Here is a 20,394-nt window from a genome sequence, read left to right as displayed (position 1 = left end):
CCTAGGTCAGCCCCGGCGAAATCGTAACTGCGAGTTACAGGCGTCACCCGCGCGCGTGCAGCTCCACGAAGCGGCCGAGCAGCCGCACCGGCTCGGTCACCATCGCCTCGCGAGCGGCCGCCTTGAGGTGCTCCTGCTCGTGCGGCTCGTAGTAGCCGTGGGCGCTGTAGGCGTCGATCCGGTCGCAGATGGCGACGGCGTCGAGCTCGGGGTGGAACTGCGTGGCGTAGACGTTGCGGCCGATGCGGAACGCGTGGACCGGGCAGGTGGCGGTGGAGGCGAGCAGCACCGCGCCGTCGGGCAGCCGCGAGACGGCCTCCTTGTGGCCGAGGTAGGCCGTGAACGTGGGCGGCAGGCTGCCGAACAGCGGGTCGGCCCGGCCCTCGTCGGTGAGCCGCACCGAGAGGGCGCCGATGGGCTCGCCGTGGGTCCGGTCGACGACACCGCCGGGCAGGGTGCCGAGCACGCCGATGCCGTAGCAGGCGCCGAGGAAGGGGACGTCCGCCTCCACGACCCGCGCGGCGAGGGTCCGCAGCTCGGCCTCGGCCCGGCGCTGGGCCGGCGACTTCACGTCCTCGGGGTCGGACATGTTGTAGGGCCCGCCGCCCAGGATGATGCCGGACCAGTCGTCGAGGTCGACCTCCCCGAGCGGGCCTGCCTCGAGGCGGACCCGCACCAGCTCGTCGGGTCGCAGGCCGCAGCCGGCGAGCACGGCGTCGTACTCCTGCTGCGCGACGTCGTCCTCCGCGCGGGTGCCGAGGAAGAGGAAGGGCTTCATGCCTGCGTGGCCGCCCCGCTGTCGATCAGGTCGTCGACGTCCGCGAGGCCCCACGCGGTGAGCGCCTCGCGGGTGTGCTCACCGGGGAGCGCGGGCGCGCTGCGGATGGTGGACGCGGTCCGAGAGAAGCGCGGCGCGGGCGCCGGCTGGGTGACGCCGTCGTGCTCCACGAACGTGCCGCGTGCGGCGAGGTGCGAGTGGGCAGGCGCGTCGGCGAGGGGTACGACGGGCGCGACGCAGGCGTCCGTGCCGTCGAAGACCTCGGCCCACTCGGCCTGCGTCCGCTCCTTGAAGCGCCGTGTGAGCGCCTCCCTGATCGCACGCGAGCTGGCCGGGTCGTCGCGGTCGGGCAGCTCGACGCCGATGCGCTCGACGAGCGCGGCCCAGAACTGCGGCTCGAGCGCGCCGACGCTCACGTGCCGGCCGTCCGCGGTCTCGTAGACGTCGTACCAGGGGGTGCCGCCGTCGAGCAGCCCCGAGCGGCGCTCGCCGGTGTCGAGGCCGAGGGCGGCGAAGGTCGAGGCCATCGTGTTGAGGTGGGCCGTGCCGTCGACGATGGCGGCGTCGACCACCTGGCCGCGGCCGCTCGTGCGCGCCTCGAGGAGCGCGGCGAGGATGCCGATCACGAGGTACGTCGAGCCGCCGCCGAAGTCGCCGAGGAGGTTGCTCGGGAAGTGCGGTCGGTCGCGGTCCTGGCCGAGCCCGTGGAGGGCGCCGGTGATCGCGATGTAGTTCATGTCGTGGCCCGCCGCCTGGCTCCACGGCCCCTCCTGCCCCCACCCGGTCATCCGGCCGATGACCAGCAGTTCGTTGCGGGCGTGGCAGGCGTCCGGCCCGAGCCCCAGCCTCTCCATCGCCCCCGGGCGCATCCCCTCGACGAGCACGTCGGCCCGCTCGACGAGGTCGAGCACGGCCTCGATCGCCTCCGGCCGCTTGAGGTCCAGCGCGACGCTCGGGCGGCCGCGGTTGAGCAGGTCCTTGTCCCCCATGCCGAACAGCCCGCCGCCCGGACGGTCGACGCGGATGACGTCGGCGCCGAGGTCGGCCAGCAGCATGCACGCGTGCGGCCCCGGCCCGATGCCGGCGATCTCCACCACCCGCACGCCCCGCAGCGGCCCGGTCCCCTGCCCCAGCTCGTACGTCATGCGCCGATCATGACACCGGCGCTGTCAGGGTTGCGACGGTCGTCTCGTGGCGGCGTCGTCTCGTCGTCGGATTCCCCGCTCGAGCGGGGATTCCGACTCCTGGAGGCCTTTGCAACCCCCTCCAGGAGTCAGAAAGGGCCAACAAGCCCAGCGAGGGTCCGGGCTTGCAACTCGTTGCATAGGTCGGGCACCATGGCCGGCATGGCCCTCGAGCACGCCCTCCTCGTCGCGCTGAGCGAGCGCCCGGCGAGCGGGCTCGAGCTGACCAGGCGGTTCGAGAAGTCGCTGGGGTTCTTCTGGCACGCCACCCACCAGCAGATCTACCGGGTGCTGGGGCGGATGGAGGCCGACGGGTGGGTGGACGTCGAGGTCGTCGAGCAGGAGGGCCGGCCCGACAAGCGGGTCCACACGCCGTCGGCCGAGGGGCGGCGGGTGCTCGCCGAGTGGCTGGCCACCCCGATGCCGATGGAGACCTTCCGCAGCGAGCTGGCCGTCAAGCTGCGCGGGGCGTCGTACGGCGACCGCGCGGCGCTGACCGCCCACCTCCGCGACGCCCGGGCCGACCACGCCGCCCGGCTCGCGCACTACGAGCAGCTCGAGCGCGAGCAGTTCCCCGACACCGACGGCCTCGACGGGGCCGGCCTCGACCAGTGGCTGGTGCTGCGCGGCGGCATCCGGCTCGAGCGCTTCTGGATCGACTGGATCACCGACTACCTGCACGCTCACGCGAAGGACTGACATGACGCACCCCCGCTACCCCCACCTGCTCGAGCCGATCACCCTCGGCACCGGACCGGACGCGCTGACGCTGCGCAACCGCGTGGTCATGGGCTCGATGCACACCGGTCTCGAGGACCACCCGTGGGACATCGACAAGCTCGCGGCGTTCTTCGAGGAGCGGGCGCGCGGCGGCGTCGGCCTCATCATCACCGGCGGCTACGCGCCGACGAAGCGCGGCTGGCTCAAGCCGTTCGCCTCCGAGATGACCAACCGCCTCCACGCGATGCGGCACGAGCGGGTCACCGGGGCCGTCCACGACGCCGGCGGCGCGATCGCGCTCCAGGTCCTGCACGCCGGCCGCTACGGCTACCATCCGCTGTCGCAGAGCGCGTCGGACAAGAAGTCGCCGATCACGCCCTTCAAGCCGAGCGCGATGTCCAGCAAGGAGGTCGACCACACCGCGACCGCCTTCGCGAAGAGCGTCGCCCTCGCCCGCAAGGCCGGCTACGACGCAGTCGAGATCATGGGCTCCGAGGGCTACCTCATCAACCAGTTCCTCGCCGCCCGCACCAACGACCGCGACGACCAGTGGGGCGGCTCGGCTGCGCGCCGGATGCACTTCGCCGTCGAGGTCGTACGGCGCTCGCGTGAGCTGGTCGGCCCCGACTTCCCGATCGTCTACCGGATCTCCCTGCTCGACCTCGTCGAGGGCGGGCAGACCTGGGAGGAGACCGCCGAGCTGGCCCTGCACCTGCAGGCGGCCGGCGTCACCGTCTTCAACACCGGCATCGGCTGGCACGAGGCGCGGGTGCCGACGATCATCACGCAGGTGCCGCGCGGGGCCTGGCGCTCGCACACCGCGCGCCTGAAGGAGGTCGTCGACGTCCCGGTCTGCGCGTCCAACCGGATCAACACCCCCGAGCTGGCCGAGGAGATCCTCGCCGCCGGCGAGGCCGACCTCGTCTCGATGGCGCGGCCGCTGCTGGCCGACCCGGCCTTCGTCGCCAAGGCGATGGACGAGCGCGCCGACGAGATCAACACCTGCATCGCCTGCAACCAGGCCTGCCTCGACCACGTCTTCAGCAACGAGCGCGCCTCGTGCCTGGTCAACCCGCGCGCCTGCCACGAGACCGAGCTCGTCCTCATGCCGACGCTGCGCAAGCAGACCGTCGCGGTGGTCGGCGCCGGCCCGGCCGGCCTCGCCGCCGCCACGTCCGCGGCCGAGCGCGGCTTCGCGGTGACCCTCTTCGAGAAGTCGCCCGAGCTCGGCGGCCAGTTCCGCCTCGCGATGGCGGTCCCGGGCAAGGAGGACTTCGCCGACACGCTGCGCTACTTCACCCGCCGGCTCGAGGTCCTCGGCGTCGACGTACGCCTCTCGACCGCGGCGACCCCCGCCGACCTCGCCGGCTTCGACCAGGTGGTCGTCGCGACGGGCGTGCAGCCCCGCATCCCGGAGATCCCGGGCATCGACCACCCGAGCGTGGCGTCGTACGCCGACGTGCTCAGCGGCGCGGTCGTGCCGGGCAGGCGGGTCGCGGTGATCGGCGCCGGCGGCATCGGCGTCGACGTGAGCGTCTTCCTCACCCACGAGGAGGAGGACCTCGACGACTGGATGGCCCACTGGGGCGTCGGCGACCCGGCGCTCAGCCCGGGCGGCCTGACGGAGGCGAAGCCGCGCACACCCGCCCGTGAGGTGACGCTCGTGCAGCGCAAGACCACGCCCATCGGCATCGGGCTCGGCAAGACGTCCGGCTGGGCGCACCGCGCCGTGCTCAAGCAGTCGAGGGTCACGCAGGTCAGCGGGGCGACGTACGACCGCATCGACGACGAGGGCCTGCACGTCACCGTCGACGGCGTCCCCCGCGTCATCGAGGTGGACACCGTCGTGGTGTGCGCCGGCCAGGACTCCGTGCGCGGGGTGTACGACGACCTCGGCCGCGACGCGCACCTGATCGGCGGGGCCGACGTCGCCGCGGAGCTCGACGCCAAGCGGGCGATCAAGCAGGGCACCGAGGTCGTCGCGGCGCTCTGACGGACAGCGGACCGGGGCCCGAGCCGGGGCTGGGAGGATCGGCGGGTGAACCGTCGCGCCCTCGTCCGCCGCCCCAGCCCTCGCCTCGCCGACGGTCTGCTGACCCACATCGACCGCCTCCCGGTCGACCTCGACCTCGCCGAGCGGCAGTGGGAGGCGTACGTCGCCGCGCTGCAGGCCGAGGGCTGGGAGACCATCGAGGTCCCACCGGCGCCGGACTGCCCCGACTCGGTCTTCGTCGAGGACACCGTGGTGATGTACGACGACCTCGCGGTGATCACCCGCCCCGGCGCCGACGAGCGCAAGCCCGAGGTCGAGGGCACCGAGCACGTGCTGCGCGACCTCGGCTACCGGATCGCCCGCATCGAGGCGCCCGGCACCCTCGACGGCGGCGACGTCCTCAAGCACGACGACACCGTGTGGGTCGGCCTCGGCGGACGCACCAACCAGGCCGGCATCGACCAGCTCGCCGCACACCTCGCGCCGCTCGGCGCCACCGTGGTCGCCGTACCGCTGACGAAGGCGCTGCACCTCAAGTCGGCGGTGACCGCCCTGCCCGACGGCACGGTCGTCGGGTGGGACGAGGTGGTCGACGACCCGCAGGTCTGGACGTCGTACCTCCCCGTCCCGGAGGAGCCGGGGTCGCACGTGGTGCTGCTCGACGAGGCCACGGTGCTGATGTCGTCCGCCGCGCCCCGGACCCGCGCGCTCTACGAGGAGCGAGGGCTGCGGGTGGTCGCCGTCGACGTCACGGAGTACGAGAAGCTCGAGGGATGCGTGACCTGCCTGTCCGTGCGCCTGCGCGGCTGAGGCGGGCGGGCGGACGCCCGAGGCCACAGCCGCCACACGTGTCCGAGAAGTTGCCCCTGGGCGACCCGATCGAGGGCCACAACCGCCACACGTGTGGGCGCCCGGCACCGGCGGCCGGGTCCGAGGACCCGGCCGCCGGGCAACCCCTGCCGATGTGGTCGGACCACTGTTCACGGATCACGGTCGCCGCGCAGGTCGAGCCTGCGGAGCCCGTCCGCCCCAGGGGTGAGGCGAGGGTTCGAGGCTAGCCCGCGACGGCCGCCGGGCGCACCCGGGTTCCGCGAGCGTGGGGGTGGCGTGGGAGTCGTGTGAGTGTGCCGGGCCCGGGCCCGTGGCGACGCTGGTGACAGCCGACCAGCCACTCCAGGAGGACCCGATGACCACCACCACCGACCCGACCACCGCCCGACCCGCCATCGAGGAGATGTACGTCGTGCACCGCGTGTTCCGCCGCGAGCTCGCGCTGCTGCCCCGCCTCGTCCGCGCCGTGGGCGAGGGCGACACGGACCGCGCCGCCCTGGTGGGTGGCCACCTCCGGCTCGTCCTCGACGGCCTGCACATGCACCACACCGGCGAGGACGAGGTCCTCTGGCCGCGCCTGCTCGAGCGTGCCGCTCCGTCGGCGGAGCTCGTCGAGACGATGCAGGCCCAGCACGACGTGGTCGACAAGCACCTCGACCGCCTCGGCCCGCTGCTCGGGCAGTGGATGCGGAGCGCCTCGGTCCTGCGCGGTGAGCAGGTCGCCCGCGTCACCGACGAGCTCCGCGAGTCGCTCCTCGAGCACCTCGACCTCGAGGAGCGCGAGATCCTGCCCCTCATCTCCCAGCACGTCACCGCCGCCGAGTGGAACCTGCTGGGCGAGCACGGGCGGGACTCGATCTCGTTCTCGCAGCTGCCGCTGCTGTTCGGCAGCCTCCTCGAGGACGCCGACCCGCAGGAGCGGGCGATGATGCTCGGCCCGCTGCCCGCACCCGTGCGCCTGCTCATGCGCACGTGGGGAGCCCGCCGCTACGACCGCTACATCAGGCGCGTGCGCGGCGAGTGACGTCGCGCGCGAGCTCGCCGAGGTCGGCGATGGTCGCCGCGCGGCCGGCGTCCCACTCTTCCCGGAACGCGGTCTCGCCGAGCCTGCCCCGGGCGTCGGCGAGGTCGCGCGCGGCCAGGTCCCGGCTCGCCTGGAACGTCGTGGCGATCCCGTGCTGGGCGGCGTACGACGCCGAGGCGCCGAACAGCCGCGCGCCGGCGGCGACCTCCCCGACTTTCACGGCGACCCCGGCCAGCGCCGGCAGCGCGTAGGCCAGCGACCAGCTCAGCGACGCGTCGGCGGACAGCTCCGTTGCCTCGCCCAGGCGGAGGGCCGACGTCGCGTGGTCCTCCCTCAGCTCGGAGACGGTGGCCAGGACGTTGAGCGCGACCGCGAGGCTGAACGGGTTGCCGAGCCGTCGCGCCATCGACTCCGCCTCGAGCAGCCTGCGCTCGGCCTCGGCGAGGTCTCCGCCGAGGAGGGCGAGCTGCCCGTCGACGATGCCGAAGTGCGTACGGACGTAGCCGTCGCCGCTCGTGACGAGGAGGTCGGCGTGGTCGCGGACGAGGGCGGCGGCCGCGGCGTGGTCACCGGCGAAGACGGCACCGAAGCCCCCGAGCACGGCCGCCTCGAGGAGCAGGAGGTCGTCCCCCGCGAGACGGGCCAGCGCACGGGCCGCCTCCGTGGTCCGGCGCAGGTCGTCGGTGTCGCCGGCCAGGTGGCAGAGGCCGGCGTGCGCCACCATCCAGCTCGCCCGGCCGCGGTCGGACATCGGCAGGCTGCGCACCTGCGCGAGCCAGGCCTGGCCGTGGCGCGCGTGCCCGCGCAGCGCCAGGTGCAGCCAGCTGTGCCGCAGGACGTCGGCGGCGTCGTCGTGGCGGCCCTGCTCGACCAGGCTCGCGAGACCGGCCGCCTGGTTCGCCAGCTCGGCGTCCAGGAAGTCGAGGGCGCCGGCCTGGCCGTCGGCGCGCAGCTGCTGGCCCCGGACCAGCGCCGTCTGCCACGCGTGCGCACCGAGGCCCCGGCGAGCGGCGGCAGCCCCGTCCTGGGGCCACCTGCGCCCGGCGTACTGGCGCACCGGCTCCAGCAGGCGGTAGCGGGGAACGCCGTCCACGTCGTCGACGCGGGTCAGCAACGAGTGCTCGAGGAGGGTGTGCACGCCCGACAGGGCACCTTCCCCACCCACCGCCTCCGTCGCCGCGGGCGTGAAGCTCGCCGGCAGGACGGCGAGCCGGCCCAGCAGCTCCTGGGCGGCTGCCGGCAGCAGCGCGACGCTCCAGTCGAGCGTGGCCTCGATCGACCGCTGGCGCGCCGGCAGGTCACGCGGCCCCTCGGTCACCAGGGACCCCAGCCGCTCGAGGAGGGCGGCGGGCCCGAGCGAGGAGGCAGCCGAGGCGGCGAGCTCGATGGCCAGCGGCAGGCCCTCGGCCTCCTGGCACAGCGCTGCGACCGTCCTCGCCTGGTCGGGCGCACCCAGGTCCGCCCCGGCGGCGTCGGCCCGCTCGAGGAACAGGCGCAGGGCGTCGCGGGGATCCAGCGGCGGCACCCGGTACTCCCGCTCGGGCCGGACCCGCAACGGAGCGCGGCTGGTGGCGAGCACGACGAGGTCGGGGCACACGGTGACGAGCTCGGCGACCTGCGGGGCGCAGTCGAGCACCTGCTCCAGGTTGTCCAGGACGACGAGCACGTGGCGGTGCTCCAGGTACGGCGCGAGGCTGGCGGCCGTCCCGGCGTACCCGCCGTCGGGCACGCCCAGGGAGGTGGCCACCGCCGGCAGCACGGCGTCGGGGTCGCGGAGAGCAGCCACGTCGACCAGGGCCACCCCGCCGGAGAACTCGGCTGCCACGCGGCCGGCCACCGTCAGCGCGAGGGTGGTCTTGCCGACCCCGCCGGGGCCGGTGAGCGTCACGAGTCGGCGTACCCGGTCCACCAGCAGCCCGGCGACGGCGTCGACGTCGGCGTCCCGGCCGAGCACCGGGCCCTGCGGCACGGGGAGCGCCGCCACGGCCCGCCCGCTCGTGGTGCGACCCGGCACGGAGCCGACGAGCCGGTCACGCTCGGCGTCGTCGAGCCCGAGCGCGTCGGCGAGCGCCCGCACCGTGTGCGGGTAGGGACGTCGGCGATCGCCCCGCTCCAAGGCGCTGACGGCCTTGGCCGTGATCCCGGCGCGCTCGGCGAGCTCCTCCTGGGTCAGGGACCGGGCCGTCCGGAGCTCCCGGAGGACGTCGGCGAAGGAGCTCACGGTCGAACGCTAGCCGCGCTTCGTCCTCCGGTCATCCACTGTGGGAGTGGTGTGGGGGTCGTTGTGGGTGGGCTGTCACGCGACCCGCGACGAGGCTCGGGCCATGACTTCCTCGACTGCTCCGCACCCGCTGGACACCGCCCGCCCCGCCGACCTCCACCGCTCCATCCGCTACGGCGACGCCGTGGGGTGGACACTGGTCGCTGCCTTCACGCTGTCGGTCGTGCACACGGTCTACGCGTGGCGCACCGGGCTGGAGGACCCGGACTTCACCGTCGACACCCCACTGACGTGGCTCTTCTACGGCGTCGCCTTCGCGATGGCGGCGCTCGCGCGCCGGACGTCCGTCCTCGCCCAGGGGGTCGTCCTGGCCTTCCTGGTCGCCGTCCTGGCGATCTCCGTCTTCTACTACCCCACCACCTTCACGGTGGAGAAGCAGACCACCTTCGGCTGGTTCGAGAACGACGTCTACGTCGGGCTGCTGGTCGTGGCGCTGTTCCTGTCCGTGGCTCGCCTGCTCCGGCGCCCGCTCGTCCCCTGACCGGGGCGCGCGGGGCACGGGGCGCCGCCGCCGTACAGTCGCGCGCATGCTCCCCCGCACCCGGCCCGCGAGCGAGGCCGTCCTCGCAGCGACCGGCCTCAGGTCCCGTGCCCGAGCCCGCGACGACGTCCGCGACCTCGCCCGCCCCGACGGCCCACCGACGCCGTGGACGACGCTCGGCGAGGTCACCTCGCCGCTCGACGCGGCCCGTCTGGTCGCTGCAGCCCCCCGGCTGGCCGCGGCGCCCCGCGGCGACGGCCACCTCGTGGTGGACATCCCCGGCTGGAGGGCGCCCGAGCTCACGGGTGCGCCGCTGCGCGCCTACCTCTCGCGACTCGGGTACGACGCCCGCGGCTGGGGCTTCGGCACCAACACCGGCGACCCGCGCCGCGACGTCGAGCGCCTGGCGGGCCGGGTCCTCGAGCTCGTCGACGAGCGGGGCGCGCCGGCCTCGCTGGTGGGCTGGAGCCTCGGGGGTGTCATCGCCCGCGAGGTCGCCCGCCGCCACCCCGACGCCGTACGTCGCGTCATCACCTACGGCACGCCCGTGCGCGGCGGCGCCCGCCACACCAGCGTCGCCCGGGCGTCCCGGGCGTCGGTCGACGCCGACGTCGACCGAGTCACCCGCCGGCTCGACGCCGATTCGCCGATCCGGGTGCCGCTCACCGTCCTGTTCTCGCGCCGCGACGGTGTCGTCGCGTGGCAGGCGTGCATCGACCGCGCGACCGCGTCCGCCGAGCACGTAGAGGTGTCGTCGACGCACCTCGGGATGGGGTCCGACCCGGACGTGTGGACGGTCGTGGCCGACCGGCTGGCCCGCAGCGCGAGCGAGCCGGGTTCTTAGCCCAGCGGCGGGATCGTGACGACCTGGCCGGCATAGCTCAGGCCGGCGCCGAAGGCGATCAGGAGCGCGGTGTCGCCGGCGGCCGCCTCGTCCTTGCGCAGCATCGCCTCCATCGCGAGCGGCACGGACGCTGCCGAGGTGTTGCCGGAGTCGACCACGTCGGTGGCGATGGCCACGGACTCCGGGAGCTGGATGTTCTTGGCGAGGGTCTGGGTGATGCGCAGGTTGGCCTGGTGCGGGATGAAGGCGTCGAGGTCGTCGACCGAGACGCCGGCGAGGTCGAGCGCCTCGTGGGCGACCTTCGCCATCGCGAACGGCGCCCAGCGGAAGACCGCGGTGCCCTCCATCTGGACCACGGGGTGGTCGAAGCCCTCACCCGCCGAGTGTCCGCCCAGGCAGCTCGGGGTCTGCGTGATGACATGGGCCTGCGACCCGTCGGAGCCCCAGGCCGTGGGGCCGATGCCCGGCGTCTCGGACGGACCGACCACGACCGCGCCGGCACCGTCGGCGAAGATGAACGCAGTGCCCCGGTCGGTGGGGTCCATGAAGCGGCTCAGCTGCTCGACGCCGATGACCAGCACGTGGCTCTCGGCGCCGGAGCGCACCATCGACGCGGCCAGGTTGAGCGCGTGGCAGAAGCCCGCGCACCCGGCGGAGATGTCGAACGCCGCGGCCGTGACGCCGAGCGCGGAAGCCACCTGCGGCGCCGAGGCGGGGGTGTGCTCGGGGTGGGTCGAGGTCGCGACGATGACACAGCCCACCTGCTCGGCGCGCACGCCGGCCGCCTGCAGCGCCTTCTCCGCGGCCGAGATGGACATGCCGACGAGGGTCTCGCCCTCGCCCGCGAAGCGGCGGGTCCGGATGCCCGACCGGGTCTGGATCCACTCGTCGGAGGAGTCGAGGACCTCGCAGATCTCGTCGTTGGTCACGACCCGCTCGGGCCGGTGGACACCGAGCCCCAGCATCGCGGCGTGGGTGAGCTCGGTGGGCTGCTGGATGGTCATGGGGCGAGCATAGGCACGGCAGCCGGACGTGTTACCTGTCGCCGGCGGGCTGCGTCTCGGGGATGGGCGAGTCGGGTACCTCGCCCGGGTCGATCGGGTCGAGGCCGGGCTCTCCCGACGGCACGATCTCGGGCTCGGGGTCGGGCTCGGCTGGTGTGGTGGTCATCCTCCAGTCCTACGCCGACGACCGGGGAGTGGCAACGCCTCCCCACCCCGAGTGATGGGATCGGTGGGACCGCGCCCGTAGGTTGGCCGGGTGCCTGCCACCCGGTCGCGCGCCGCCCGGCTCGGTGCGCTCGTCCTCCTGCTGCGGCCCACCTACGTCGCGGCCGAGGTCGTCACTGCCGCGGCGACGATCGGTGGCTACAGCTTCGTCTCCGACTCGGTGAGCCGGCTCGGCGAGGTGGGGTGCACGGCGGCGTACTGCTCACCGCGCCACGAGGTGATGAACGGCGCGTTCGTGGCCTACGGCGTCGCGCTGGCCGTCGGCGCGCTGCTGCTCGCGAGGCCGCTCGGGCCGTGGGTGACCGGGCTGCTCGTGGTGTCGGGACTGAGCTCGTACGCCACCGGGCTGGCGCCGCTCGACCAGGACGCCACGCTGCACGCGGTCGCCGCGACGCCGCTCTTCGTCGCCCAGCCGCTGGCGCTGCTGCTGCTCGGGCGACGCGTCCGCCCGGAGCGGCCCGGGCTGGGCCGCGTGCTGACGGCCACCGGTGCCCTGACGGCTGCGGCCGCGGTGGGGTTCGTGGTCGCCGGCGATGGGCGGGCGTCCGGAGCGCTCGAGCGGGCCGCGCTGTGGCCCGTGCTCCTCGGGCTGGCGGCGTACGCCTGGGACGCCGTCCTGCGCCCGCGAGGCCCCCAGGACGCGGCCGCCCGCGCTCAGTAGCGCTTGCCGCCGCGGCGTTCCTGCACCTTCTGCACGGCCTGCCTGATCTTGGCCTGGTTGTGGGGCTTGCGTGCCTCGTCGTAGACCTTCTTGGCGATGCCGAAGGCCGCGATCTTCTTTGCCATACCCATGCCGTCACAGTGCCACTGGCGGCCAACTCCCATGCGCGCCGCCGATGAGAGAACTCTCATCAATCCGTGACCCGGGTCACTCCGAACCCCGTGCGAGCCGTCGGTCCCGGCGGCCCCACCGATGAAGGGTTCCGTCATGCGCCTCCCTGCTCTCCGCCGTCCGTCCCCCTCGATGGCCGTCTCCGTCATGGCCCTGGTCGTGGCCTCCACCGGCACGTCGTACGCCGCGGGGCTGATCGGCTCCGACGACATCCGCAACAACTCGATCCAGTCCAAGGACATCAAGAACAGGACCATCCAGGGCAAGGACATCAAGACGGGCACCATCGGCGCCAAGCAGGTCAAGGACGGGTCGCTGCGCGCCCGCGACTTCAAGGCGGGCCAGCTGCCCGCCGGCAAGCAGGGCCCCGCCGGGGTCGGGCGCTGGGCGCTCGTCGACGCGACCGGCGCCATCGTGGCGCAGTCCGGTGGCTTCTCGGTCACCGCCGCCTACCCGACGCTCGCGCCGATGGGAGCCGACACCGCCGGGCTGCGCGCCAACGGCAACGTCTACATCGACGCCGGCGAGAACCTCACGAACAACGGCGTCCTCGCGGTCGTCGCCCTGCAGAACACCGTCGACCAGAACGGCGACGCCGTCACCAACGGCCGCGCCCCGGGCGCCGACGCCAACCCGGAGTTCTCCGGCGAGATCTCTGCGGCGATGTGCCAGCCCGGCGTCGTGAACTGCGCGCCTCCCGGCACCGGCAACACCAACCACCTCGTGGTCAGCCCGCGCAACAGCGACGGCAGCGTCACCTCCGACGGCACCCGCAAGCGGTTCTACGTCGTCGTCACCGGCGACTCCTCCGAACGCGGCTGACCCCACCAGCCCGGCGGGGCGCGGTAGACATGGGTCATGAGCGACCTCCCCGCCGGGCTCGTCCAGCCCGACCGCACCACCTGCGGATCCGCGTGCCTGGTCGTGGCCCGGATGCTGGGCGACCGCGACTACTCCCGCTGGCTGGAGACCGGCGAGGTCACCGGGCGCACGCGTGACCCGAGACCGCGCCGGCGGCGGTTCGCCGACGAGGTCCTCGCCACGCACGTGCGCACGAGCCGCTGGTACGGCGCCTCCGGGGCGCTGCAGGTCGCGTGGCCCCGGGCGCTCGGCACCGCCCCGTGGTCCCTGGCGCACGAGCTGACCGTCACCGGCGGCACCTCGGCCCCGGGCACCCGCCACCGCGTGCGGGTGGCCTGGCCGCGGCGCCGCGGCGAGACGTACGACGACGTGGCGCGCGCGGTCGCCCGTGGCCAGGCGGTGCCGCTCTACGTCGGCAACCGGCTGCTGCCCCGCCACGTCGTCCTGGTCGTCAGCGGGGACCGCGCGGCGCTGACGGCGTACGACCCCGCGAGCGGGAGGCCGGTGGCGATCACGCGGGACGCCTTCGTCCGCGGCAGCCTCCGGGTCGCGGGCTGGTCCGTGCCGTGGTTCGCGGTCCTGCCGGCCGGACGTACGGCACACTGACGGCGTGACCACGAAGATCTCCGTCGCGGGCCTCGGCTACGTAGGCCTGTCCATGGCCGTGCTGCTCGCCCGGCACAACACCGTCGTCGGCCTCGACCTCGACGCCCCACGCATCGACACCCTCCGGCGGGGCGAGAGCCCGATCCACGACGACGACATCTCGCGCTTCCTCTCCGAGGAGGAGCTGGACCTCACCTTCACCACCGACGCGGAGGAGTCGCACACGGGTGCCGACTTCGTGATCATCGCGACGCCGACCAACTACGACCCGGTCACCAACTACTTCGACACCAGCTCGATCGAGGCCGTCATGCGCGACGTGCGCCGCATCGCGCCCGACGCCACCATGGTCGTGAAGTCGACGGTGCCGGTGGGCTACATCGAGGACGTGCGCGAGCGCCTGGGCATCCCGGACGTGATCTTCTCCCCCGAGTTCCTGCGCGAGGGGCGGGCGCTGCACGACAACCTCCACCCCGCCCGCATCGTCGTCGGCGAGGACTCCGAGCGGGCCCGCGCGTTCGCCGAGCTGCTCGTCAAGGGCGCCGACGCCGACGACGTACCGGTGCTCTTCACCGAGCCGACCGAGGCCGAGGCGATCAAGCTCTTCGCCAACACCTACCTCGCCATGCGGGTCGCCTACTTCAACGAGCTCGACTCCTTCGCCATCTCCCGCGGCCTCGACAGCCGGCAGATCATCGACGGCGTCGGGCTCGACCCGCGCATCGGCACCCACTACAACAACCCGTCGTTCGGCTACGGCGGCTACTGCCTGCCCAAGGACACCAAGCAGCTGCTGGCCAACTACTCCGACGTCCCACAGACGCTGATCTCCGCGATCGTCGACGCCAACACGACGCGCAAGGACTTCATCGCCTTCGACATCCTCGACCGCGCGCCGCAGGTGGTCGGCATCCACCGGCTGATCATGAAGGCCGGCTCGGACAACTTCCGCGAGTCGTCGGTGCAGGGGATCATGAAGCGGCTCAAGGGCAAGGGCGTGGAGGTCGTCGTCTACGAGCCCGAGCTCGACGTCGACTCCTGGTTCGGGTCCGAGGTCACCGACGACCTCGCCGGCTTCAAGCAGCGCGCCGACCTGATCGTCGCCAACCGGATGGTCGACGAGCTGCGCGACGTGGCCGACAAGGTCTACACGCGCGACCTCTTCGGCGCCGACTGAGCTCGTCGCTTCGCCCCCTCCGCTGCGGTGGTTGAGGAGGTCGCGCAGCGACCGTCACGAAACCCCCAGCCAAGTCCGCCCGACCGGATCAAGGTCTCGTGACAGGCGCCAGGGCGCCTTCCTCGACCAGCGACCACTTTCACCGCCTGCGGCCGAAGAGCCCGCGCCGGTGCTCCTCCTCGGCAGGCACGGCCGTCGGGGCGGGACCGTCGACCGGCCGCCCGGCGGCGCCGTCGCGTCCCTTGTCGAGGGCCTTGCGCAGGCGGTTCTCCGACTTGTCGGGGTCCATCGGGGGGCGGGCGCCGAGGACGAAGCGCTCGACCTCGCGCTCGGCCACGGGCACCCAGCCGACCGCCGTGGCGGGATAGGTCTTCACGCCGAACGACTCGTCGAGCAGCGCCTCGCGGTCGTCGCCGGGGCCGGCGATGCGGCCGACGCGGGCCAGGGCCGAGGTGCGCTCGAGCCGCGCGGTCGCGCCCGAGTCGTACGACAGCACGCGCGCGCCGTGGTGGGTGCGCTCGAGGTCGTCGAGGAGGGCGGCGACAGCAACGGGCTGCGGGGCGAGCGACACGTCGGGCAGCGTCAGCACGAACTCCGCGTCGGTGCGCGACGGCGCCTCCTCGACCAACCGCACCCGCGGCTCGTGGAGGAACGACCGGTGCACCAGGCGGGTCTCGAGCACGGGGTCCTCGACCGGCTGGACACGGTCGTCGTGGACGCTCGACCACGGCCCCACGACCGTCACCCGGAGGTCGGGGACGTCGCCGTCGAGCAGCGAATCGACGAGGTGGATCGTCTCGTCGGCAGGACCGGCCTCGAGCACGACCTCGAGGTAGGGCACCTGGTAGGCGCGGCCGTGGCGGTTGCGCTTGGGGCGCATCGTCGGCACGAGGTCGGCGAGGTAGGGGTCGTTGAAGCGGTTGACCTGCTCGGCCCGGCGCAGCACCTGCGAGCGTCCGAGGTGCCAGCTGCGCGCCTCCCGGTCGACCACGAAGACGCCGCCGGCCTGCGCGAGCGAGTGGCCGAGGTGCATGTCCTCGCCGAGGCGCAGGCTGCGGTCGAAGCCGTCGGAGTCGTCGTAGAGCGCCTTGGTCACCGAACCGGTCATGCCGATGTGGAAGCGCTGGGCGCGCGGCCCCGCCTCGCGCAGGTCGTGGGTCTTGGCCCAGTAGTCCTCGACCCACTGGTGCGCCTCGTGCTCCTGGCCGGGGAACAGCTCGCCCGCCTCGCCCGCGGCCACGCGGTCGCGCACGACGGCGGGATCGACCTCCAGCAGGGAGGTCGGGTCGACGAACAGCTTGTGCCCGCCCGGGACGGCGTAGTCGACGAGGTGGTGCCAGCGCGCGTGGGCCTCGACCTCCTCGCGGTGGGCGAGCATGTCGGCGTCGTACCAGTGCAGGACGTCGCCGTCGGCCGCGAGCGCACCGAGGTGGCACGCGTTGGCGCGGCCCCAGCCCTCCTCGACGCGGATCAGCCGCGTGTTGTCGGGGCGCACCTCGGGCAGCTCCTGCGGCGGCGAGCTCTGGTCGTCGACGACCAGCACCTCGAGCAGGTGCGAGGGGTAGGACTGCCCGGCCAGCGCGGCGAGGACGTAGGGCAGGGTGCGCTGGTAGTTGAACGTCGGCACGACGACCGTCACCGACAACGTCGGCTCCCAGTCCCCGAGCGTCGGCGGGCTGAGCGATCCCCAGTCGTTGTGACGCACCACCGGCTGCCGTGCCATGTCCTACCTCCCCCCGTCAGGTCGGTCGACCGGGTCGACCTCGAGCGCGCGGCTCGGCTGGAAGCCGGCCCACTCCGAGGCCACGATGTCAGGTCGGCGGAACTCCTCGTCGTCACGCTGCCAGGTGTGTCCCGCGCCCGTGCGACGCAGGACGTAGCCGAGGCCGTGGGTGCGGTAGATCCGCCCGCCGGACGCCTCGACGCCGGCGAGCAGCTGGGCGTCGACGTACCTCCGCACGCGGCGGAAGTCGCCGAGCGAGCGGAGCAGGCCGCGGTCGAGCAGCAGCGTGCCGCCGGCGACGAAGCGGGCGAAGATCTCCGAGGGGTGGTTGCGCCGGACGGTGAGGTCGTCGCGGTCGTCGTTGGCGTGGAGGTAGACGAACTCCGACGGCATCCCGACCACGTCGGCGCCGGAGAAGCGGCGCGCCATCAGCAGGTCGTGGACCGCGTCGGGTGAGTACCAGTCGTCGTCGTCGACCTTCAGCAGCACCTCGCTCGACGCGGCCCGCGCCGCGGCGGTGAGGACGTCGCCGAAGAACGTCGACTCGTCGAAGGTCAGCACCTGGTGCGGCCGGTCGCCGAGCGCACGGCGTACGACGTCGCGGTCGGGCTCGAAGCCGTGCGCGGCCAGCACCAGCTCGACCTCCGCGCCCCGCTGCCGGGCGACCTGCCGCAGCGCGAAGTCGAGCATCTCGGGCCGCTTGGTCGACAGCAGCGCGCTGACCGGCGGCAGCCCGACGTGGCGGACGCCCGCCCGGCTGGCGAGCGCCGAGCGCCAGGCCAGCGTCGAGTGGTGGTCGAAGGCGGCGCGCCGCACGGCGAGGCTGTGCTCCTCGCGGCGCAGCGGGTCGTCGAGGTCGACGTCGGCGTCGAGCGCGGCGGCCAGCGGAGGGGCGACGTCGAGCACGCCCTCGGTGACCACCGGCACGCCGGAGATCGCCAGCGCGAGCAGGTCGGCGGTGCGGGTGTCGGCCGGCAGCCGCACGCCCTGGAAGGCGCGAGCCGCGGCGACGACGTCCTCGGTCACCGGGCCGCGACCCGACCGGCTGACCAACCGGTCGAGGTCGACCAGCGGGTGGTCCCAGTCCTTGCGGAAGCCGATGGGGTTGAAGACGCGCTCGTCGACCGGCTCGGGCCCCGGGTCGGTGACGACGGTCGGCGCGCGGTCGATCACGTGGTGCTCCGCGACGCCCTGCTGGGAAGGGGTTCCCCGGCGGGCGACCACCACGTCGGGCGGCACGTCCCGCTCGGGGTCGCCGGCGCCCGAGACGTCGGGCAGCAGCACCGCCCGGGCGTCGAGGCCGGGGGCGGCCGGGCGACCGGCGTAGGCCACGACGACGCCGCCGTGGGTGGTGTCGCCGGGACCGGCGGCCTGGCGGGCCATCTCCATCACGACAAGCTGGGCGCGCGCGCCGGAGGCGAACCGGACGACGGTGAGCACGCCGCGGTCGCCGGCCTCACGGGCGGCGAGGTGGACCAGCCGCGGCCACTCCGGCCGCGGCACCAGCACCCACGGTGTGGGGGCGTCGGTGAGCCAGCAGGCGATGGCCTTGCACTGGCCGAGGAGGGGTACGGCGCTGGCCATCCGCCGCAGCCGGGCGCGGTCGGCGGCCACGACGAGCACCGAGCCCCAGCCCTTGCGGGGGCCGTCGAGCGTGGACAGCGGCACGATGGTCGGCTCGATGCCCGGCAGGTCCTCGATGCCGTGCAGCGCCTCGAGCGCGAGGCTGTCGGAGTCGTCGACCAGCACCAGCGTGGGGCCGGGCAGCCGGACGTCGTGCAGTGCATGTTGGTGGGGCGGATGCGTCACGGTCGTACGCGCTCCTTGAGCGAGGAGGGCAGCGAGTGCTGCACGAGCGGTCGGGGCTGTCGCCAGAGCCAGTCGCGGCTGACGTGGTCGACGATGTGGACGCCCTCGGGGGCGGTCACCCGGACCAGCCCGCCGAGCGCCTCGGGGTCGCCGTTGCGGATGGCCTCGTCGACCTCGAACTCCCGCAGCTTGCGGTAGAGCCGGGTGTTGGTGAAGTCGACGCCGTCGCGCCGCCAGTGGGCGTACTCGTCGGCGTCGAGCCACTTCACCTCGAGCACCAGGCCCTGCTGCAGCACGATCCGCTCGACGCCCGGCGGGAACTCGCGCAGCTCCCAGTCGAAGGCCTTCACGAACGTGAAGTCCGGGCCCATGGGATAGATCCACGGTTCGAGGAAGCGCAGCGACAGGTCGAGCCACCCCGTCGACTCGTCGACGACGGTCAGCGGGTGGCGGGGCATCGCGACGATGGCGCGGGTCGACTGCAGCTGCCACGACAGGTCGCGCAGGATCCCGGAGCCCTCGGGGGTCAGCACCATGTCGCCGTCCCACTTCATCGAGTAGGTCGTGCGGACGTGGGAGAAGCACCAGTTGTAGAAGTGCGTGAGCGAGTGGACGCTCGTCGCGGGCGTGGCGAGGTGCTCGCCGCCGGCGCGCGAGACGCGGTGGGGGTAGTCGAGGACGGTCAGCCGGTCGGCGGCGCCGCACTGCTCGGCCACGGTGCGGGCGACGTCGGCGGTGCCGTCGTCGGAGCCGTTGTCGACGAGCAGCACGTGCTGGACGGCCGCGAAGACCGGCGGCAGCACCCACGGCAGGTTGCGCGCCTCGTTGCGGACCCGGAAGACGCACGTCAGCCCGGGGACCAGCGGCTCGCCGGACGTCCAGGGCCACGTGACGTCGTACGCCGGGTCCCCCTCGAGGGAGGCGATGTCGGGCATCAGGCCTGTTCCTGCGGCCGCTCCCGGCCGATCACCTTGCGCAGCTTCTGCCGGGCCCCGGCCGGCACCATCGCGCGGACGGCGTGGGGCACGCGCTCGACGCCGCTGCGGGCGGGCTGCCCCGCCTCGCGGCGCGCCTCCGCGGCGGCCGCGCGCCGCTGGGCGACGACGGTCGAGTGGGCGAACGCCTCCGCCTCGGCGTACTGCTCGGAGTAGGCAGCCCGCAGCTGGTCGCAGCGTTCCTGGTTCTCGGCGGAGTCGTCCCCCGCGATCGCGTCCAGCGCCTGCCAGGTCTCGTCGGCGAGCTCGCGGAGCCGCGTGGGCACGCCGATGTCGTCCCACGTCATCGTCACCCGGCGCAGCGACGGGTCGATGAAGCGGTGCACCTCGGCGATGTCGACGGCCATCGCAGTCTTGACCGCCGCCAGGTCGAAGGCCTCCCCGAGGGCGAACACCGGTTGCGTCCAGTCGTCGAGCAGGTCGCCGTAGTGGACGAAAGCCCGCTGCTGGCCGCGCGTGGCCCGCTCGGTGTGGAGCATCATGTTGACCCACGCGGCGGTGCGGGTGACGGCGCCCTGGTCGGAGCCGGCACCCATCCGGCCGTAGTAGGTCTGCTTCGAGCCGACGACCTCGGTCACCGGGCGCAGCATGGTGACGTACGACGACGTGGCACCGCAGCGGTCGGCCGCGGCGCGCCACAGGCCGAGGAACCAGGCGGCGCGGGGGTCCTTGACGACGAGCTCGTCGCCGGAGGAGAACTGCCCCTCGAGCCACTCGGCCACCCGCGCCCGGGTGGCGTGGTCGCCGCTGGTGGTGCCGGTGTCGAGCCACGCCCGTGGCCGGGCGTCGGAGACCTGCACGTTGCTGCGGGCGAGCAGCTGGGTGTGGAGGTCGACGACCCAGCGCGGCTCGCCGAAGCCCTTGGGGTTGGTCGCGTCCGCGACCACCTCCGGCTGCGGGACGTGCAGGCCCAGGGTGCGCAGGGTCCCGGCCATCGTGCTCGTGCCGCTGCGGCCCGAGCCGACGACGAACACGACGCGGCGGCGGGTGGGCTCGGTCATGCTCGGAGCCTATCGGGGGCGTCGG

20 protein-coding genes are annotated in these 20,394 nt (G+C 73.7%); 10 read left to right on the top strand and 10 right to left on the bottom strand.

Annotated elements, in window-relative coordinates; all coding sequences use genetic code 11:
* Nucleotides 1-43 precede the first annotated feature (43 nt).
* Entirely contained in the window at nt 44-778 is a 735-nt protein-coding gene (locus AC3A3L_RS09080; protein ID WP_487639671.1) for a glutamine amidotransferase, read from the bottom strand.
* The gene (locus AC3A3L_RS09075; protein ID WP_487639670.1) at nt 775-1,923 is read right to left on the bottom strand and encodes a CaiB/BaiF CoA transferase family protein; all 1,149 of its coding nucleotides are present in this window, start codon (nt 1,921-1,923) and stop codon (nt 775-777) included. Before AC3A3L_RS09075 ends, AC3A3L_RS09080 begins: the two co-directional genes overlap by 4 nt.
* A 201-nt stretch (nt 1,924-2,124) precedes the next feature.
* Here AC3A3L_RS09075 and AC3A3L_RS09070 point away from each other — a divergent pair, with 201 nt between their 5' ends.
* The 4 genes from AC3A3L_RS09070 to AC3A3L_RS09055 all read left to right on the top strand — a co-directional run bounded on the left by AC3A3L_RS09070 (nt 2,125) and on the right by AC3A3L_RS09055 (nt 6,530).
* A complete protein-coding gene (locus tag AC3A3L_RS09070) occupies nt 2,125-2,661 on the top strand; it encodes a PadR family transcriptional regulator (RefSeq protein WP_487639669.1) in 537 nt (178 codons plus the stop codon).
* Between the two features lies 1 nt (nt 2,662).
* Entirely contained in the window at nt 2,663-4,675 is a 2,013-nt protein-coding gene (locus AC3A3L_RS09065) for an NADPH-dependent 2,4-dienoyl-CoA reductase (protein WP_487639668.1), read from the top strand.
* A gap of 45 nt (nt 4,676-4,720) precedes the next feature.
* Nucleotides 4,721-5,485 carry a dimethylargininase gene (ddaH, locus tag AC3A3L_RS09060; protein ID WP_487639667.1) on the top strand — a complete coding sequence of 255 codons (765 nt, stop codon included), beginning with the start codon at nt 4,721-4,723 and terminating at the stop codon, nt 5,483-5,485.
* A gap of 376 nt (nt 5,486-5,861) precedes the next feature.
* Nucleotides 5,862-6,530 (top strand): hemerythrin domain-containing protein, encoded by a 669-nt coding sequence (locus tag AC3A3L_RS09055; protein ID WP_487639666.1) that lies wholly within the window; start codon nt 5,862-5,864, stop codon nt 6,528-6,530.
* On the opposite strand, the gene AC3A3L_RS09050 is transcribed toward AC3A3L_RS09055, so the two are convergent.
* Nucleotides 6,508-8,751 (bottom strand): ATP-binding protein, encoded by a 2,244-nt coding sequence (locus AC3A3L_RS09050; protein ID WP_487639665.1) that lies wholly within the window; start codon nt 8,749-8,751, stop codon nt 6,508-6,510. The two genes, AC3A3L_RS09055 and AC3A3L_RS09050, sit on opposite strands and share 23 nt — an antisense overlap.
* 103 nt (nt 8,752-8,854) lie before the next feature.
* Here AC3A3L_RS09050 and AC3A3L_RS09045 point away from each other — a divergent pair, with 103 nt between their 5' ends.
* Both AC3A3L_RS09045 and AC3A3L_RS09040 read left to right on the top strand, forming a co-directional pair.
* Nucleotides 8,855-9,292 carry a hypothetical protein gene (locus tag AC3A3L_RS09045; protein WP_487639664.1) on the top strand — a complete coding sequence of 146 codons (438 nt, stop codon included), beginning with the start codon at nt 8,855-8,857 and terminating at the stop codon, nt 9,290-9,292.
* Nucleotides 9,293-9,338: 46 nt separating this feature from the next.
* Nucleotides 9,339-10,136 (top strand): alpha/beta fold hydrolase, encoded by a 798-nt coding sequence (locus tag AC3A3L_RS09040; RefSeq protein WP_487639663.1) that lies wholly within the window; start codon nt 9,339-9,341, stop codon nt 10,134-10,136.
* Here the strand turns inward: AC3A3L_RS09040 and AC3A3L_RS09035 are convergent.
* Together AC3A3L_RS09035 and AC3A3L_RS09030 are read right to left on the bottom strand one after the other, a co-directional pair.
* Entirely contained in the window at nt 10,133-11,140 is a 1,008-nt protein-coding gene (locus tag AC3A3L_RS09035; protein WP_487639662.1) for a beta-ketoacyl-ACP synthase III, read from the bottom strand. The two genes, AC3A3L_RS09040 and AC3A3L_RS09035, sit on opposite strands and share 4 nt — an antisense overlap.
* Nucleotides 11,141-11,171: 31 nt before the next feature.
* Nucleotides 11,172-11,306 (bottom strand): hypothetical protein, encoded by a 135-nt coding sequence (locus tag AC3A3L_RS09030; protein WP_487639661.1) that lies wholly within the window; start codon nt 11,304-11,306, stop codon nt 11,172-11,174.
* A 90-nt stretch (nt 11,307-11,396) separates the two neighbouring features.
* Here AC3A3L_RS09030 and AC3A3L_RS09025 point away from each other — a divergent pair, with 90 nt between their 5' ends.
* Nucleotides 11,397-12,026, top strand: a complete 630-nt coding sequence (locus AC3A3L_RS09025) for a DUF998 domain-containing protein (protein ID WP_487639660.1) — start codon at nt 11,397-11,399, stop codon at nt 12,024-12,026.
* On the opposite strand, the gene AC3A3L_RS09020 is transcribed toward AC3A3L_RS09025, so the two are convergent.
* Nucleotides 12,020-12,157 carry a hypothetical protein gene (locus AC3A3L_RS09020; protein WP_487639659.1) on the bottom strand — a complete coding sequence of 46 codons (138 nt, stop codon included), beginning with the start codon at nt 12,155-12,157 and terminating at the stop codon, nt 12,020-12,022. The two genes, AC3A3L_RS09025 and AC3A3L_RS09020, sit on opposite strands and share 7 nt — an antisense overlap.
* Before the next feature lie 136 nt (nt 12,158-12,293).
* On the opposite strand from AC3A3L_RS09020, the gene AC3A3L_RS09015 reads away from it, so the two are divergent.
* Genes AC3A3L_RS09015 through AC3A3L_RS09005 form a run of 3 tightly spaced genes read left to right on the top strand, consistent with a single transcriptional unit; the run spans nt 12,294 to nt 14,841 of the window.
* Entirely contained in the window at nt 12,294-13,019 is a 726-nt protein-coding gene (locus AC3A3L_RS09015) for a hypothetical protein (protein ID WP_487639658.1), read from the top strand.
* A 36-nt stretch (nt 13,020-13,055) separates the two neighbouring features.
* Nucleotides 13,056-13,664 (top strand): hypothetical protein, encoded by a 609-nt coding sequence (locus AC3A3L_RS09010; RefSeq protein WP_487639657.1) that lies wholly within the window; start codon nt 13,056-13,058, stop codon nt 13,662-13,664.
* Between the two features lie 4 nt (nt 13,665-13,668).
* The gene (locus AC3A3L_RS09005; protein ID WP_487639656.1) at nt 13,669-14,841 is read left to right on the top strand and encodes a nucleotide sugar dehydrogenase; all 1,173 of its coding nucleotides are present in this window, start codon (nt 13,669-13,671) and stop codon (nt 14,839-14,841) included.
* A gap of 139 nt (nt 14,842-14,980) precedes the next feature.
* On the opposite strand, the gene AC3A3L_RS09000 is transcribed toward AC3A3L_RS09005, so the two are convergent.
* Genes AC3A3L_RS09000 through AC3A3L_RS08985 form a run of 4 tightly spaced genes read right to left on the bottom strand, consistent with a single transcriptional unit; the run spans nt 14,981 to nt 20,369 of the window.
* Nucleotides 14,981-16,564 carry a glycosyltransferase gene (locus tag AC3A3L_RS09000; RefSeq protein ID WP_487639655.1) on the bottom strand — a complete coding sequence of 528 codons (1,584 nt, stop codon included), beginning with the start codon at nt 16,562-16,564 and terminating at the stop codon, nt 14,981-14,983.
* Between the two features lie 3 nt (nt 16,565-16,567).
* Nucleotides 16,568-18,373, bottom strand: a complete 1,806-nt coding sequence (locus tag AC3A3L_RS08995) for a glycosyltransferase (protein WP_487639654.1) — start codon at nt 18,371-18,373, stop codon at nt 16,568-16,570.
* Nucleotides 18,370-19,308, bottom strand: coding sequence for a hypothetical protein (locus AC3A3L_RS08990; RefSeq protein ID WP_487639653.1), 939 nt, complete (start codon nt 19,306-19,308; stop codon nt 18,370-18,372). The genes AC3A3L_RS08995 and AC3A3L_RS08990 overlap by 4 nt, the downstream gene beginning before the upstream one ends.
* Complete coding sequence (locus tag AC3A3L_RS08985; RefSeq protein ID WP_487639652.1) at nt 19,308-20,369, bottom strand: sulfotransferase family protein; 1,062 nt, start codon at nt 20,367-20,369, stop codon at nt 19,308-19,310. Before AC3A3L_RS08985 ends, AC3A3L_RS08990 begins: the two co-directional genes overlap by 1 nt.
* Nucleotides 20,370-20,394 lie beyond the last annotated feature (25 nt).

The organism is Nocardioides sp. Soil_C_8 (genome assembly GCF_057656315.1).
Note: the sequence above shows the minus strand (reverse complement) of the source record. Positions and strands in the feature narration are given on the sequence as shown.